Genomic DNA, 15,018 nt, shown 5'->3' on the forward strand with positions numbered 1-15,018 from the left:
CATGTCCGACAACGTGCAGCTCCCCGCCCTCGGCGAGTCCGTCACTGAAGGAACCGTCACCCGCTGGCTCAAGCAGGTCGGCGAGACCGTCGAGGTCGACGAGCCCCTGCTCGAGATCTCGACCGACAAGGTCGACACCGAGATCCCCTCGCCGTTCGCCGGCGTCCTCGAGCAGATCCTCGTCCAGGAGGACGAGACCGTCGAGGTCGGCGCGAACCTCGCCGTGATCGGCTCCGGTGAGGGCGGTGGGTCCGCCCCCGCCGAGCCCGCTGCCGAGCAGCCCGCCGCCGAGGCCCCCGCCCCGCAGGAGCAGGCGCCCGCCGCCGAGCAGGCGCCCGCCGCCGAGCAGCCCGCCGCTCCCGAGCAGCCCGCCGCCCAGGCGCCGGCCGCCCCGGCCGAGCAGCCCGCCGCGTCGTCCGCCCCGTCGGGCGGTGGCGAGAACGTCACGCTCCCGGCGCTCGGCGAGTCCGTGACCGAGGGCACCGTGACCCGGTGGCTCAAGGCCGTGGGCGACGAGGTCGCGGTCGACGAGCCGCTCCTCGAGATCTCGACCGACAAGGTCGACACCGAGATCCCCTCGCCGCTCGCCGGCACGCTGCAGGAGATCCGCGTCCAGGAGGACGAGACCGTCGAGGTCGGCGCCGTCCTGGCCGTGATCGGCTCGGGCGCCGCCGCACCCGCCGCCGCCGAGGCACCGGCGCAGCCCGCCCCGGCCCCCGCGGCCGAGGAGCAGCCGTCCGCTCCCGCGACCGAGGCGTCGCCGCAGGTCGCCGCCCCGGACGAGGCTCAGGCCCCGGCCGCGCCCCCGACGCCGCAGCCCGCCGCCGAGCAGGCCGCCGCTCCCGCCGCCCCGGCGCCGCAGGCGCAGGAGGCCCCGGCCGCACCGAGCGCACCCGCCCCGGCGCCGAGCGCCTCGGCGTCCGGCACCTACCTGACGCCGCTCGTTCGCAAGCTCGCCGCGGAGAAGGGCGTCGACGTCGCGACCCTCACGGGCACCGGCGTCGGCGGACGCATCCGCAAGGAGGACGTGCTCGAGGCCGCCGCGAAGGCCGAGGAGGCGGCGCGCGCCGCAGCCGCGGCCCAGGCGCCGGCTGCACCGGCCGCCGCAGCACCCGCCGCCGCGAAGCCCGCGGCCGCCGTCGAGGTCTCCCCGCTGCGCGGGACGACCGAGAAGGCCAGCCGGCTGCGCCAGATCATCGCCGAGCGTATGGTCGACGCGCTGCACAGCCAGGCGCAGCTCACGACGGTCATCGAGGTCGACGTCACCAAGGTCGCGCGCCTGCGGGCGAGCGCCAAGGACGGCTTCCGGGCGCGCGAGGGCGTCAACCTCACGTTCCTGCCGTTCTTCGTGCTCGCGGCCGTCGAGGCGCTCAAGGTGCACCCCAAGGTCAACGGCGTGCTCGAGGGCAACCAGATCACGTACCACGGGCACGAGAACGTCAGCATCGCGGTCGACACCCCGCGCGGGCTGCTCACGCCGGTGATCCGGGACGCGGGCGACCTCAACCTCGCGGGCATCGCGCGCAAGATCGCGGACCTCGCGGCCCGCACCCGCGACAACAAGGTGACGCCCGACGAGCTGAGCGGCGCGACCTTCACCGTGACCAACACGGGCTCGGGCGGCGCGCTGTTCGACACCCCGATCGTCCCCGGCGGCACGTCGGCGATCCTCGGCACCGGCGCGATCGTCAAGCGCCCGGTCGTCGCCAAGGACGCGGACGGCGGCGAGGTCATCGCCATCCGGTCGATGTGCTACCTCTCGCTGTCGTACGACCACCGCCTGGTCGACGGCGCCGACGCGTCGCGCTACCTCGCGACCGTCAAGGCCCGCATCGAGGAGGGCGCGTTCGAGGCCGAGGTCGGTCTCTGACCCGTCGCCCCACGTCCGGAGCCCGGGTACCCGCAGCAGCGGGTGCCCGGGCTCCGTCGTCGCGTGGGTCCTGCCGACCCGCATCCCCCGGGCGACGCGACCCGGCCGGTCGGCGGAGGGGCGGGCGCGGCGCTCCCCCGGCAGGTTCGCCGCCCGCTCCCTAGGGTGAGCGCATGCGCATCGTCGTCGCGGGATCGCACGGCCTCATCGGCACCGCCCTCGTCTCCGAGCTGCGGGGGCGCGGCGACACCGTGCACCGCCTCGTGCGCGGGACACCCGAACGGCCCGAGGACGTCGCGTGGGACCCGGACGCCGGCCGGCTCGACCCGGAGGCGCTCGCCGGGGCCGACGCCGTGGTCAATCTCGCGGGCGTCAACGTCGGGACGCGCCGGCTCACCGAGGCCCGCAAGCGCGCGGTGATCCTCTCCCGGACGCGCACGACCGGCCTGATCGCGACGACCCTCGCGAGCCTGGCCGTACCGCCGCCCGTGCTGCTGCAGGCGTCGGGGATCGGCGCGTACGGCGACCGTGGGGACGACGTGCTCGACGAGGACGAGCCGATCGGCGACACGTTCTTCGCCGGTGTGGTCCGGCAGTGGGAGGGGGCGACCGCTCCCGCCGAGCAGGCCGGGGTGCGGGTCGCGCACCTGCGCAGCGGGATCGTCCTCGCGCGCGGCGGTGGTGCGCTCGCGCGGATCATGCCGCTCGTCCGCGCCGGGGTCGCCGGGCCGCTGGGCTCGGGACGGCAGTACTGGAGCTGGATCACGCTGACCGACGAGGTCCGGGCGATCCTGCACCTGCTCGACACGCCCGTGGCCGGTCCGGTGAACCTCGTCGCGACGGCGGCGACGAACTCCGAGGTGACGTCCGCGCTCGCCCGCGCGGTGCACCGGCCGGCCGTCGTCCCGGTCCCCGGGTGGGCCCTGCGCCTCGGGCTCGGGGACTTCTCCCAGGAGATCCTGGGGTCGGTGCGGGCCGTCCCGCGCAAGCTGACCGAGAGCGGCTTCTCGCACGTGCACCCCGACATCGACTCCGCGGCGGCCTACGTCACCGCGACGGGCTGACCGCGGGGTCACGGACCTCGCTCACGCGCCAGCCCGCCGGGGTCGCGCGCAGGACGAGGACGACGGCGCGCGCGGGCGCGGCCGGGACCTCGGTGTGGACGGATCCGTCGGCACGGACCCGCCGGTGGGCCGAGGTCGCACTGGTGACCTGGACGTGCACCTCGTCGTCCGCGGGTCCCGCGGCACCGGTCGTCGCCGCTCCCGGTCCCGCCTCCACGAGCACCGACCCGGTGACGTCCACGCTCAGCCCCGTGAGGCGCAGCCCTTCTGCGGCGAGCCGGTCCAGCAGCTGCGCGTCGGCGGCGTGCGCGGGCGACCCCGGCACCTCGACCGCGTCGAGCCCGGCGGGGTCGCCGGAGGCGAGGACCTGGCCCCGGCGCTCGGTGAGCTCACGCGCGGCCGCCTCGACGTCGGCCCGCACGCCGGGCGCGCCCGTCGGGCCCCCGCTCTCCCCCGGGCCGGCTGCCGCTGCCTCGGCGGACGAGCCGCCGGCCTCGCGGGTCTGGCCCGCCCCGGCGGCCCCGGGCTCCGTCCCTGCCGAGCTCACCGGCCGCCACGGCCCGGGCACGACCAGCACGACGACGGCCACGAGGACGACGACCACCGCCCCGACCAGCCCCGCGCGGACCCGGCCGGAGCGGCCCGGCGATCGCGAACGCCGGCGGGACGCCCGCCGGACCGTCGCGTCCCGCGAGCCGCGGCCCGCGAGCCGGGACAGCTCGGTGCGGGCGAGCACCGCGGCGTCGGGGAGCGCCACCGGCTCGGGCTCCTCGGCGCGGAAGCACGCGTCCGCGAGCGCCAAGGCCGTCGGCCGCACCGCCGGGTCCGGGTCGGCGGCGTCCGCGAGCAGGTCCCGGACGCGCGTGCCTCCGTCGCCAGGCGCGTCGACCGCGGCGTCCCGCACCGCGAGGTGCCGCAGCACCGTGCGAGCGAGCGCGTGCACGTCCGCCTCGGGCCCGCCCTCGTGACCCTCGTCGACCTCGGGCGCGGCGAAGCCCGGCGTCCCGCGTCCACCGACGACGCAGCTGACCAGGTCGACCAGGACGGGCCGCCCGTCGTCGCGCACCACGACGTTGGCCGGGGAGACGTCGGAGTGCACCAGACCGGCCGCGTGCAGCGCCGCGAGCGCGTCCGCGAGCGGGATCGCGAGGGTCACCGCCTCGCCGGGCGTCCAGGGCCCGCGCGCGTCCTGCAGCGCGGCGAGCGTCGCGCCGGGCACGTGCTCCGTGAGCAGCGCGCAGCGGCCGTCGGGCAGATCGAGGACGTCGCGGAGCCGGACCAGGTGCTCGTGGTCGACGCCGCGCAGGCGGTGCAGCCGGGCTGCGTGCCGCGGGTCGCCCGTGAGGTCCACGACGCGCACGACGACGCGCTCGGCGGACCCGTCGAGCGACACCGCGGACCACGCGGGGCCGTCCCCTCCGACGCCCACCGGTCCGACGACCCGGTACCCCGCCGTGAGCAGCGCGGCGGCGACGTCGGGCGGGGCGGCTCGGTCCATCTCGCCATCGAACCGCGTGCGGGGGCCCGCGATCCGCTGTCCACAGCCCTCGTCCCGCCGAGCAGGCCGCTCACGCCACCGCGACCCCTCCCTCCCGCCGGCCGGGTCACTCACGCACGCAGCGTCAGCGACCGCCCGCCGGGTCGAGCTCGACGACCCGGCCCTCGCGCGCCGACACCCGAGCGGCGTCGAGCACGGTCGCCGTGCGCACCGCGTCCCAGGGGTCGACCGGGACGGGCCCGCCGTCGCGCACCCACGCGGCCACGGCCCGGTAGTAGTCGGCGTGCCCGCCGGGCGCGCGCGGGACGGGCACCCGGTCGCGACCGTGCACGAGCCATCCCTCGTGCTCGTCGTCGGCGACGCGCGGCGCCGCACCGAGCACGCCGTGCGGCCCGAGGTCGCTGCGCGTGCGCCGTTCGTCGAGCGTCGAGAAGGGGGTCGGCTCGCCCTCGAAGCTCGTCACCAGGTAGGCGCCGGCGTCCCCGAGCACGCGCGTGCGCGGGCCGGGCGCCCCGACGAGACCGCCGGCCTGCAGGTGGCTGACGACGCCGGGGCCGCCGTCCGGGGCGGCGTGCCGCAGCGCGAGGAACACGTCGTCCTCGGCGGGTGTCGTGAGCGAGCGCAGCTCGGCGTACACGCTCTCGGCCGGCCCGAACAGCTGGACGGCGGAGTCGACGAGGTGCGCGCCGAGGTCGAGGAGCAGGCCGCCGGCGCGCGTGTCGTTCTCCTTCCAGCGCTGCTGCGGGGTGGGGCGCCACCGCTCCCAGCGCCGCTCGAACCGGTGCACGCGCCCGAGCCGGCCGTCCGCGAGCACGGTGCGCAGCGTGAGCTGCTCGGGGTCCCAGCGCCGGTTCTGGAAGACGGTCAGGCGCCCGCCCGACTCCTCCGCCTCGGCCGCGAGCTCGCGCGCCTCGGCGGTGCTCGGGGCGAGCGGCTTGTCGACGACGACGGGCAGGCCGACGCCGAGCGCGGCGCGCACGTGCGCGACGTGCTCGCCGGTCGGGCTCGCGACCACGACGAGGTCGAGCTCCGAGGCGTGCGCGACCAGCCCGTCGACGTCGGGCTCGACGACGACCCCGGCCCAGTCCGTCCGGGCCTGCGCCGACCGCTCCGGGCTGCGGCTCACGACGTGCGTCACGCGCGCACCCACCTCGCGCAGGAGCCGGGCGTGGATGCCCCGTCCCGCCGACCCGTACCCGATCAACCCGACACGCAGTGGCTCGCCCATGCGCCCAACCTACGACGCGCACCGCGACGCGGCGGGGCCGGCCGACCCGCGCGCGCAGCAGGGGCGTCGCACCCGGCCCGTCGGCAGGCCGGCGGTCAGCCGACCCGCACGCCGTCGTCCGCCGCGCCCTCGAGGGCGGCGGGCGACCGGTCGAGCCGCCCGAGCGGGCTCGGCCACCACGTGCGCCGACCGAGGGCGTGCACGAGCGCGGGGACGAGCAGGCTCCGCACGACGAGCGTGTCGAGGAGGACCCCGAAGGCGACGAGGAACGCGAGCTGCGCGAGGAAGAGCAGCGGGATGACGCCGAGCGCGCTGAACGTCGCCGCGAGCACGATGCCCGCGGAGGTGATGACGCCGCCGGTGACGGCGAGCCCGCGCAGCACCCCCTCGCGCGTGCCGACCTGCAGGGCCTCCTCGCGCACGCGGGTCATGAGGAAGATCGAGTAGTCGACCCCGAGCGCGACGAGGAACGTGAACGCGTAGAGCGGCACCGCCGGGTCGGCGCCCGGGTAGTCGAGCACGGTGTTGAACACGACGGCCCCGACCCCGAGCGCCGCGCCGAACGACAGGACGTTCGCGAGCACGAGCAGCACCGCGGCCACGACCGAGCGCAGCAGCAGCATGAGGATCAGCAGGATCACGGTCAGCACGACGGGGACGATGACCCGCAGGTCCCGCGCCCCGGCGACCTGCGTGTCGAGCGTCTGGGCCGCGGCGCCGCCCACGAGCGCGTCGGGTGCGACGTCCGCGAGCGCGGCGCGCAGGTCTTCGACCGTGCGCACGGCGGACTGCGTGTCGGCGGCCTCCTGCGTCGCGACGTCGACCCGCACGCGACCGTCGACGACGACGGGGGGCTGCGGCTCGGCGACCGGGCCGCCGGCACCGCCGGGCGCGCCACCGCTGTCGCCGGTGTAGACGGTGACCGCGTCGACGCCGTCGACCGCCTCGGCCGTCTCCACGACGGCGTCGAGGTCCGCCTCGGGCGCCACGACGAGGATCGGCTGGGTCGCTCCCGCCGGGAAGTGGTCGGAGAGCACCTCCTCGCCGGCGACGGCGTCGACCTCGACGAGGAACACGTCCGACTGGTTGGTGCCGCCCGCCTTGAGCGTCGGCAGGAACGCCGCGCCGGCGACGAGCAGCACGGTCGTGACGATCCACACGGGCCGCGCGTGGCGCCCGACGAACCGCGCGAGCCGGCCCCAGAGCCCGGTGAGGACCTCGGCGGTGGGCCGGCGGTGACCCGGGCCGTCGTGCTCGGCGCCCGCCACGACCTTCGGCCGGCTCGGCCAGAACAGCCCGCGCGAGCGCGAGCCGAGGACGAGCAGCAGCGCCGGCAGCAGCGTGAGCGACGCGAGGAACGCGGACGCGATGCCGATCGCGGCGACGGGGCCGAGGCTCGAGTTCGACTTCAGGTCGGAGAGCAGGAGGCACAGCAGGCCGGCGATCACGGTGCCCGCGCTCGCGGCGATGGGCTCGATCGACGCCCGCACGGCGCGGCGCATCGCGGTGAACGGGCTCTGCACGGCGCGCAGCTCCTCGCGGTAGCGCGCGACGAGCAGGAGCGCGTAGTCCACCGCGGCGCCGACCACGAGGATCGACAGGATGCCCTGCGACTGCCCGTTGAGGGTCAGGACGTCGTTCGCCGCGAGCTGGTAGACGACCAGCGCGGCGGCGCACAGCGCGAACACCGCGGAGAAGATGACGACGAACGGCAGGAAGGGCGACCGGTAGACGATCACGAGGATGAGCAGGACCGCCCCGAGCGCGACGAGCAGCAGCACGCCGTCGATGCCGCCGAACGCGTTGGACAGGTCGGCGACGAAGCCGCCGGGCCCGGTGACCCACGCCCGGAGCCCGAGGTCGCCGGCCGCGTCGGCGCTCGCCCCGAGGTCGGCCGCGAGGGCGTCCCGCAGCGCCTGGACGGACGCGCCCGTGACGCTCTCGTCGTCCGCGAGGCGGCCCTCCGCGGCGTCGGCGTCGAGGGACAGCGGCACGAGCACCGCCTCGCCGTCCTCGGAGGGAACGGCGACGGCCGGGCCCGTGAGCACGTCCTCGAGCGTCGCGGGGTCGCCGGCCGACCCGTCGGCGCCCGGGATCTCGACGTCGGCGACCGTGCGGGCGAACTCCTGCACCGCGGTGACCTGGTCGGGTGACAGGGCTCCCCCGCCCTGCGCCTCGAGCACGACGAGCACGGGTAGGGTCTCCGAGTCGACGAAGGCGCGCCCCGCCTCGCCCGCCCGCGTGGACTCCGCGGACGAGGGCAGGAACGCGGCCGAGTCGTTGGTCTGGACCTGCGAGAGCTTGCCCTGCGCCATCCCCCCGAACGCCCCGACGGCGAGCCAGACGGCGAGGACGGCCACGAGGGCCAGCGCGCGCAGAGCGGCCCGACCAGATTTACTCAGCATGCTGAGTATCATGAGGGAACGCTGAGCGACGCGCAACATGTGCTCAGCATGCTGAGCATCTGGGTGCGCGCCGACGGCGCTCGACGGGGGAGGTGGGCATGGGCGACGACGCGCACGAGCCCGCGTCGCCGTGGGCGCGCATGGCCTCGGACGACCCGATGCACTGGCCGGTCGGGCGGCTGCTGTCCGCCGCCGCACGCCGCGTCGAGCGCGAGTGGAACGCCCACCTCGCCGGCTGGGACCTCAACCACGCGAGCCTGCCGGTGCTCGTGCTCCTCGCGCACGAGCCGCGGTCGCAGCGTGAGCTCGCCGACGCGTGCAGCGTCACCGAGCAGACGATGAGCCGCATCCTCGCGCGCATGGAGCGCACCGGGTACGTGACCCGCGCCCCGCACGCCACCGACCGGCGCAAGGTGGTCCTCGCGATCACCGACGCGGGCCGCGAGGTCGCGGTCAAGGCGTCCGACCGCCGCCCCGCCGACGCCATGACGACCCGCGGGCTCACGCCCGAGCAGGTCGAGCAGCTGCGGGCGCTGCTCGCGGTCGTCGCCCGGCCCGCGACGGGGACGGCGGACGACGCGCCGGTCGGCCGACCCGACGACGGGGACGACGACGCGCCCGGTGACGTGTGCCCCGTCGAGGACCGCACCGCCTGACCCGCACGCCCGACCGCCTCGCCGGAGCGGTCCCACCCCGGGCACGCCGCGCTCGGGCCGCCGCCCACGAGCGCTCGGGGCCGGACGGCCGGTGCGACGACCGTCACGCCGCCGGCGCGCAGGCCCGGGGTTAGCCTGGCGCCATGCAGTTCGTCGAGCTCGACCTGGGTGCCCGCCTCCAGCCCTACCGGCCGACCTGGGACCTTCAGCGCGAGGTGCACGCCGAGGTCGCCGGGGGCACGCGCGAGGACACCGTGCTCCTGTGCGAGCACGAGGACGTGTACACCGCGGGTCGCCGCACGGCGTCGTGGGACCGGCCCGTCGACGGCACGCCCGTCGTCGACGTCGACCGCGGCGGCCGCATCACGTGGCACGGCCCGGGCCAGCTCGTCGGCTACCCGATCGTCCGCCTCGCCCAGCCCATCGACGTCGTGCGCTACGTGCGCGCGCTCGAGGAGACGCTCATCCGCACGTGCGCCGACCTCGGGCTCTCCGCGGTGCGGGTCGAGGGCCGCAGCGGCGTCTGGTTCGCGGCCGAGCCCGACGGCCCCCGCGGCCCGCTGCGCGAGCGCAAGGTCGCCGCGATCGGCGTGCGGGTCGCCAAGGGCGTCACGATGCACGGCTTCGCGCTCAACTGCGAGCCCGACCTCGGCTCCTTCGGGCGCATCGTGCCGTGCGGCATCCCCGACGCCGACGTCACCTCGCTCAGCGCGGAGACCGGCCGCCGCGTGACGATCGCCGAGGTGCTCCCGGTCGTGCGCACGCACCTCGAGGCCGCCCTGGCCCCCGTGCGCCTCGCCACGGCCGCTGCCCGGGACACCGTCCCGGAGCCCGCGCCGGACGCGGTGCCCGCGCTGCCCTGACCGCCTTCCCCGCGGCCGGGCTGCGCGGGACGTCGTGGGGTCAGCGCCTCGCGGCGTGCGGCGCGAGCGCGTCGGCGACGCGGCCGGCCCAGGCACGCACCTCGTCGAGGTCGCGGAAGTCGCCCTGCTCGGCGTCGATCATCGCGACGAGCGCCCGCTCGGCGAGCCCGAGGGTGCGCCGGTCCAGCCGCCCCCCGAACACCTGCGGATCGCGCGCGCCGCTCTGCGAGGCCAGCACGCCGACGTCGTCGGGCACCGTGGGCGGGCTCAGCGGGTTGCCGACCGGACCGGACCAGAACAGCCAGACGGGTCGCGCCCGCAGCTGCCCGCCCTGGCGCTCGACGAGCTTCCGCAGCCCGGCACCGAGCCGCCCGGCGTACACCGCGGAGCCCAGCACGACCGCGGCGTAGGGCTCGACCGTGCCCACGTCCTCCGGCTCGAGCTCGTCGACGTCGTGGCCCGAGGACCGCAGCACGTCGGCCACGACCGTCCCGATCTCCCGCGTCGCGCCGTGGCGCGAGGCCACCGTCACCAGGATGCGCATGTCGACCCCCTCGTCGTCCGTGCCGTCCGCTTCTGTCCGGCTCCTCCCTCCAGCGTCGCCATCGCGGGGCCCCACGGCGTGGGCCGGAGGTCCCGTTATTCCCGCGGCGGCCTGTGATGCGTGCCTCCCGCTGCGCACGGCGAGCGCCCGCACCTGCTGACGTAGGGTGAGGAACGTGACGATCGCACCCGAGGGCCGGCGCATGCTCCGCGTCGAGGCACGCAACGCGCAGACGCCGATCGAGAAGAAGCCCGACTGGATCAAGACGCGCGCGACGATGGGCCCGGAGTACAGCGAGCTCAAGGGCCTCGTGAAGCGCGAGGGCCTGCACACGGTGTGCGAGGAGGCGGGCTGCCCCAACATCTTCGAGTGCTGGGAGGACCGCGAGGCCACGTTCCTCATCGGCGGCGACCAGTGCACGCGCCGCTGCGACTTCTGCCAGATCGACACGGGCAAGCCCGCGGACTTCGACGCGGACGAGCCCCGCCGCGTCGCCGAGTCCGTCCAGGCCATGGGCCTGAAGTACGCGACCGTGACCGGTGTCGCGCGCGACGACCTGCCCGACGGCGGCGCCTGGCTCTACGCCGAGACGGTCCGCCGGATCCACGCGCTCAACGCGGGCACCGGCGTCGAGCTGCTCGTCCCGGACTTCAACGCGGTGCCCGAGCTCATCGGCGAGGTCTTCTCGTCGCGGCCCGAGGTGCTCGCCCACAACCTCGAGACCGTCCCGCGCATCTTCAAGGAGATCCGCCCGGGCTTCCGCTACGACCGCTCGCTGTCGGTGCTGACGGCGGCGCGCGAGGCCGGGCTGGTCACCAAGTCGAACCTCATCCTCGGGATGGGCGAGACGATGGAGGAGGCCGCCGAGGCCCTCCAGGACCTGCACGACGCGGGCTGCGACCTCATCACGATCACCCAGTACCTGCGCCCCTCGGTCCGCCACCACCCCGTCGCGCGCTGGGTGCGCCCCGAGGAGTTCGTGGCGCTGTCCGACGAGGCCGAGCGCATCGGCTTCCTCGGCGTCATGGCCGGTCCGCTCGTGCGCTCGTCGTACCGTGCGGGGCGCCTGTGGGGTCAGGCCATGCGCCGTCGCGGCCAGGAGATCCCCGCCGCGCTCGCCCACCTCGGCGAGGAGCGCTCGTCGCGCCAGGAGGCGTCGAGCCTGCTCGCCCGCTGACGCCTGCCGCGCGGGCGGCCAGCCGCCGGCCGAGGAGCCCCGGGCGGGCACCGGGCGGGTCGGGCGGCGACTAGACTTTCCCACCATGGCCCGCGAGAAGACCGTCAAGCCGCCCAAGGTGAAGAAGACCCGGTGGTACCACCAGGTCTGGCAGGCGTACCAGATGACCCGCCGGAACGACCCGGCGGTCACGTGGTACGTGCTCGGCGCGTTCGTCGGCATCATCGCGGTCGGCCTGGTCATCGGCCTGCTCACGGGTCACCCGTACTACGCGCTGTTCGTGAGCCTCCCGTTCGCGCTGCTCGCCGCGATGTTCATCCTCGCGCGGCGCGCCGAGACGGCCGCCTACACCCAGATCGAGGGCCAGCCGGGCGCGTCCCGGGCGGCGCTCGGCACGATCCGACGCGGCTGGACGTTCGCCGAGGAGCCCGTCGCGGTCGACCCGCGCACCCAGGACCTCGTCTTCCGCGGCGTCGGCCGGGCCGGTGTCGTGCTCGTCGGCGAGGGCCCCGCACCGCGCGTCGCCAAGCTGCTCGAGGCCGAGCGCAAGCGCACCGCGCGCGTCCTGTCGGGCGTGCCGATCACGCTGATCCAGGCCGGCAACGGCGAGGGCCAGGTGCCGCTGCGCAAGCTCCCCCGCGCCGTGACGCGTCTCAAGCCGACGCTCACCAAGCAGGAGACCGGCGAGGTGCTCAAGCGCCTCACGGCCCTGGGCGCCGCCCGCCTGCCGCTGCCCAAGGGCATCGACCCGATGCGCGCGCGCCCGGACCGCAAGGGCATGCGCGGCCGCTGACCGGCCCTCTCCCCGCGCAGCCTCGGCCTGAAGGCGTCCGCCGCCTCGTTGTCGGAGACGCCCCCCGAGGCAGCACGTTGCCGGGGCAGCGGGTCCCGCGCGCTACGGTCTCGGTCGTGCCCCCGCCGTACTGGAACCACAACACGCACTACCACCCGCTCGCGCTGCGGCACGTGCGGCCCGACACGCGCGCGCTCGACGTGGGCAGCGGCGAGGGGCTCCTCACGCGCCGGGTCGTCGCCGCGGGCGCGGCCGAGGCGACGGGCCTCGACACCGACCCGGCCGAGACGGCACGGGCGACGCAGGCAGCCGGGGGCGACGAGCGCCTGCGCTACGTGACGGGCGACGTGCTGACGGCGCCCCTCGACGAGCACGCCTACGACCTCGTCACGTGCGTCGCGACGCTGCACCACCTCGACCTGGACGCGGGCCTGCGCCGGCTGCGTGCGCTCACGGCACCAGGAGGACACGTCGTCGTCGTCGGGCTCGCCCGCGTGGGCTCGCCCGCCGACCTGGCGCTGTCCCTCGCGGGCGTCCCGGCGGCGGTCCTCGCGCGGAGGGTGCGCGGCGAGTGGGAGCACGGCTCCCCCATCGCCGAGCCGGCCACGACGTACGCCGGCGTGCGCGACGCGGCCCGTCGGCACCTGCCGGGTGCGCGGTGGCGCCGCCACCTCTACTGGCGCTACAGCCTCACGTGGCAGGCACCGAGCTGAGCCCCGCGGCCGTGCGACCCGCTCCGTCCGGGCGGCGCACCACGGCGCGCGGCCGCCGCGGCCCGGTGCGACGCGACCTCAGCGCCGGACGATGACCGTCCCGGCCGCACGGTCGTGCAGCCCGCGGCCGTCGGCGTCCCACACGACCGCGGGCACGACGAGGCACAGCAGCACGGTCCGGACGACCGCGAGCAGCGCCCCGGGCGCGACCCCGGGCCGGGCCAGCCGCTGGACCCGCAGACCGAGCGCACGGTGCCCCAGGGTCGTGCCGAGCGTGCTCACGAGCAGCACGTTGTCGAGCGCGAAGACCCCGAGGGTCGCCATCGGGTCACCGTCGAAGAACGCCGTCGAGATGACCAGGCACACCGCCCAGTCGATCGCGAGCGCGACGAGGCGGCGCCCGACCGGCGCCTGCGAGCCCGCGCCCGTCGCGGGCAGACCCAGGCGCGAGCCCGGTCCCCGCTCGTCGGAGGGGCCACCCTCGAGCCACGAACCCATCCCCGAGCGCTGCTCCATGCGGCTAGCCTAACCAGCGGACCGGGCGCAGCCGTCGCCCGCGCGTGCGACCGATCGTTACGTGCGGAGCCCCCGCGTAACAGCGCGGAAACATGAGGTACACGGCCGGGTAACGCCCCCCACCTAGCCTCGAGGCGCCCGGACAGCGGGCGTTTCGCAACCCGAGGAGCAGCGGATGTTCAGCAAGCCGGAGGAAGTCCTGGCGTTCATCAAGAGCGAGGACGTGAAGTTCGTCGACGTCCGGTTCTGTGACCTGCCCGGCGTGATGCAGCACTTCAACGTCCCGGCGTACTCGCTCGACCTGGACTTCTTCACGGACGGCCAGATGTTCGACGGCTCGTCGATCCGTGGCTTCCAGGCGATCCACGAGTCGGACATGAAGCTCATCCCCGACCTCTCGACGGCCTACCTCGACCCGTTCCGGACCGAGAAGACGCTGAACATCAACTTCCACATCGTCGACCCGTACACCGACGAGCCCTACAGCCGCGACCCGCGTCAGGTCGCCGCCAAGGCCGAGGCGTACCTGCGCTCGACGGGCATCGCGGACACCGCGTTCTTCGCGCCCGAGGCCGAGTTCTACATCTTCGACGACGTGCGCTTCGAGACGAAGCAGAACGCGTCGTACTACTACATCGACTCCATCGAGGCCGCCTGGAACACGGGCCGCGTCGAGGAGGGTGGCAACCTCGGCCACAAGACCCCCTACAAGGGCGGCTACTTCCCCGTCCCGCCGGTCGACATGTTCGCCGACCTGCGCGACAAGATCTCGCTGCAGCTCGACGCGCTGGGTCTCGGCGTGGAGCGCGCGCACCACGAGGTCGGCACCGCCGGCCAGGCGGAGATCAACTACCGCTTCGACGAGCTCGGCAAGTCCGCCGACAAGGTCCAGCTCTTCAAGTACGTCGTGAAGAACGTCGCGCACGAGGCCGGCAAGACCGCGACCTTCATGCCGAAGCCGCTCTTCGGTGACAACGGCTCGGGCATGCACGTGCACCAGTCCCTCTGGAAGGACGGCAAGCCGCTGTTCTTCGACGAGAAGGGCTACGGCGGCCTGTCCGACCTCGCCCGCTGGTACATCGGCGGCCTGCTCAAGCACGCGCCCTCGCTGCTCGCGTTCACGAACCCGACGGTGAACTCCTACCACCGCCTGGTCCCGGGCTTCGAGGCGCCGGTCAACCTCGTCTACTCGGCGCGCAACCGCTCCGCGTGCATCCGCATCCCGGTCACGGGCTCGAACCCGAAGGCCAAGCGCATCGAGTTCCGCGTGCCCGACCCGTCGAGCAACCCGTACCTCGCGTTCGCCGCGATGCTCATGGCCGGCCTCGACGGCATCCAGAACCGCATCGAGCCGCCGGAGCCGGTCGACAAGGACCTCTACGAGCTGCCCCCCGAGGAGCACGCCCTGATCCAGCAGGTCCCGGGCTCGCTCGCCGAGGTGCTCGACAACCTCGAGGCCGACCACGACTTCCTCACGGCGGGCGGCGTGTTCACGCCCGACCTGATCTCGACGTGGATCGACTACAAGCGCTCGCACGAGGTGGACCCGATCCGTCTGCGCCCGCACCCCCACGAGTTCGAGCTCTACTACGACGTCTGATCGGCTGCTCCCGATCAGTGCGGGCGAGGGGCGTTCCTGGCAGCTGCCAGGGGCGCCCCTCGGCCGTTGTCGGGGCACGGCACGCGGCGTC

At 75.5% G+C, this 15,018-nt stretch carries 13 protein-coding genes; 8 read left to right on the forward strand and 5 right to left on the reverse strand.

Annotated elements, in window-relative coordinates; translation table 11 throughout:
* Position 1 precedes the first annotated feature (1 nt).
* Together sucB and CCE01nite_RS15530 are read left to right on the forward strand one after the other, a co-directional pair.
* Positions 2-1,870, forward strand: a complete 1,869-nt coding sequence (gene sucB, locus CCE01nite_RS15525) for a 2-oxoglutarate dehydrogenase, E2 component, dihydrolipoamide succinyltransferase (RefSeq protein ID WP_141372657.1) — start codon at positions 2-4, stop codon at positions 1,868-1,870.
* 173 nt (positions 1,871-2,043) lie between these two features.
* Positions 2,044-2,934, forward strand: a complete 891-nt coding sequence (locus tag CCE01nite_RS15530) for a TIGR01777 family oxidoreductase (protein WP_141372658.1) — start codon at positions 2,044-2,046, stop codon at positions 2,932-2,934.
* Here the strand turns inward: CCE01nite_RS15530 and CCE01nite_RS15535 are convergent.
* From CCE01nite_RS15535 to CCE01nite_RS15545, 3 genes are all read right to left on the reverse strand, one after another.
* Positions 2,918-4,432, reverse strand: a complete 1,515-nt coding sequence (locus CCE01nite_RS15535; RefSeq protein WP_141372659.1) for a protein kinase domain-containing protein — start codon at positions 4,430-4,432, stop codon at positions 2,918-2,920. The two genes, CCE01nite_RS15530 and CCE01nite_RS15535, sit on opposite strands and share 17 nt — an antisense overlap.
* A 124-nt stretch (positions 4,433-4,556) precedes the next feature.
* The gene (locus CCE01nite_RS15540) at positions 4,557-5,660 is read right to left on the reverse strand and encodes a Gfo/Idh/MocA family protein (RefSeq protein ID WP_034631108.1); all 1,104 of its coding nucleotides are present in this window, start codon (positions 5,658-5,660) and stop codon (positions 4,557-4,559) included.
* A gap of 95 nt (positions 5,661-5,755) precedes the next feature.
* Entirely contained in the window at positions 5,756-8,077 is a 2,322-nt protein-coding gene (locus tag CCE01nite_RS15545) for an MMPL family transporter (RefSeq protein ID WP_034631110.1), read from the reverse strand.
* Between the two features lie 86 nt (positions 8,078-8,163).
* Between CCE01nite_RS15545 and CCE01nite_RS15550 the strand changes: the two genes are divergently transcribed.
* A complete protein-coding gene (locus CCE01nite_RS15550; protein WP_246056603.1) occupies positions 8,164-8,721 on the forward strand; it encodes a MarR family winged helix-turn-helix transcriptional regulator in 558 nt (185 codons plus the stop codon).
* A 143-nt stretch (positions 8,722-8,864) separates the two neighbouring features.
* Positions 8,865-9,584 carry a lipoyl(octanoyl) transferase LipB gene (gene lipB, locus CCE01nite_RS15555; protein ID WP_052104205.1) on the forward strand — a complete coding sequence of 240 codons (720 nt, stop codon included), beginning with the start codon at positions 8,865-8,867 and terminating at the stop codon, positions 9,582-9,584.
* A 40-nt stretch (positions 9,585-9,624) separates the two neighbouring features.
* Here lipB and CCE01nite_RS15560 read toward each other — a convergent pair whose 3' ends face one another.
* The gene (locus tag CCE01nite_RS15560; protein WP_052104206.1) at positions 9,625-10,128 is read right to left on the reverse strand and encodes a flavodoxin domain-containing protein; all 504 of its coding nucleotides are present in this window, start codon (positions 10,126-10,128) and stop codon (positions 9,625-9,627) included.
* Positions 10,129-10,303: 175 nt separating this feature from the next.
* Between CCE01nite_RS15560 and lipA the strand changes: the two genes are divergently transcribed.
* The 3 genes from lipA (at position 10,304) to CCE01nite_RS15575 (ending at position 12,811) form a co-directional block, all read left to right on the forward strand.
* A complete protein-coding gene (gene lipA, locus CCE01nite_RS15565) occupies positions 10,304-11,305 on the forward strand; it encodes a lipoyl synthase (RefSeq protein WP_034631112.1) in 1,002 nt (333 codons plus the stop codon).
* A gap of 85 nt (positions 11,306-11,390) precedes the next feature.
* Positions 11,391-12,098, forward strand: coding sequence for a DUF4191 domain-containing protein (locus CCE01nite_RS15570; RefSeq protein WP_034631114.1), 708 nt, complete (start codon positions 11,391-11,393; stop codon positions 12,096-12,098).
* Positions 12,099-12,214: 116 nt separating this feature from the next.
* Positions 12,215-12,811, forward strand: coding sequence for a class I SAM-dependent methyltransferase (locus tag CCE01nite_RS15575; protein WP_034631115.1), 597 nt, complete (start codon positions 12,215-12,217; stop codon positions 12,809-12,811).
* 78 nt (positions 12,812-12,889) lie between these two features.
* On the opposite strand, the gene CCE01nite_RS15580 is transcribed toward CCE01nite_RS15575, so the two are convergent.
* Positions 12,890-13,327, reverse strand: coding sequence for an RDD family protein (locus CCE01nite_RS15580; protein WP_034631117.1), 438 nt, complete (start codon positions 13,325-13,327; stop codon positions 12,890-12,892).
* Positions 13,328-13,502: 175 nt separating this feature from the next.
* On the opposite strand from CCE01nite_RS15580, the gene glnA reads away from it, so the two are divergent.
* Entirely contained in the window at positions 13,503-14,927 is a 1,425-nt protein-coding gene (gene glnA, locus CCE01nite_RS15585; protein WP_034631119.1) for a type I glutamate--ammonia ligase, read from the forward strand.
* The last annotated feature ends 91 nt before the right edge of the window (positions 14,928-15,018 follow it).

Origin of the sequence: Cellulomonas cellasea (genome assembly GCF_006538745.1) — a bacterium.
GTDB lineage: Bacteria > Actinomycetota > Actinomycetes > Actinomycetales > Cellulomonadaceae > Cellulomonas_A > Cellulomonas_A cellasea.

What these genes read in the sequence shown, in the direction of transcription:
- sucB (WP_141372657.1), top strand. Translation starts at nt 2, where the DNA reads ATGTCCGACAACGTGCAGCTCCCCGCCCTCGGCGAGTCCGTCACTGAA.
- CCE01nite_RS15530 (WP_141372658.1), top strand. Translation starts at nt 2,044, where the DNA reads ATGCGCATCGTCGTCGCGGGATCGCACGGCCTCATCGGCACCGCCCTC.
- CCE01nite_RS15535 (WP_141372659.1), bottom strand. Translation starts at nt 4,432, where the DNA reads ATGGACCGAGCCGCCCCGCCCGACGTCGCCGCCGCGCTGCTCACGGCG.
- CCE01nite_RS15540 (WP_034631108.1), bottom strand. Translation starts at nt 5,660, where the DNA reads ATGGGCGAGCCACTGCGTGTCGGGTTGATCGGGTACGGGTCGGCGGGA.
- CCE01nite_RS15545 (WP_034631110.1), bottom strand. Translation starts at nt 8,077, where the DNA reads ATGATACTCAGCATGCTGAGTAAATCTGGTCGGGCCGCTCTGCGCGCG.
- CCE01nite_RS15550 (WP_246056603.1), top strand. Translation starts at nt 8,164, where the DNA reads ATGGGCGACGACGCGCACGAGCCCGCGTCGCCGTGGGCGCGCATGGCC.
- lipB (WP_052104205.1), top strand. Translation starts at nt 8,865, where the DNA reads ATGCAGTTCGTCGAGCTCGACCTGGGTGCCCGCCTCCAGCCCTACCGG.
- CCE01nite_RS15560 (WP_052104206.1), bottom strand. Translation starts at nt 10,128, where the DNA reads ATGCGCATCCTGGTGACGGTGGCCTCGCGCCACGGCGCGACGCGGGAG.
- CCE01nite_RS15570 (WP_034631114.1), top strand. Translation starts at nt 11,391, where the DNA reads ATGGCCCGCGAGAAGACCGTCAAGCCGCCCAAGGTGAAGAAGACCCGG.
- CCE01nite_RS15580 (WP_034631117.1), bottom strand. Translation starts at nt 13,327, where the DNA reads ATGGAGCAGCGCTCGGGGATGGGTTCGTGGCTCGAGGGTGGCCCCTCC.
- glnA (WP_034631119.1), top strand. Translation starts at nt 13,503, where the DNA reads ATGTTCAGCAAGCCGGAGGAAGTCCTGGCGTTCATCAAGAGCGAGGAC.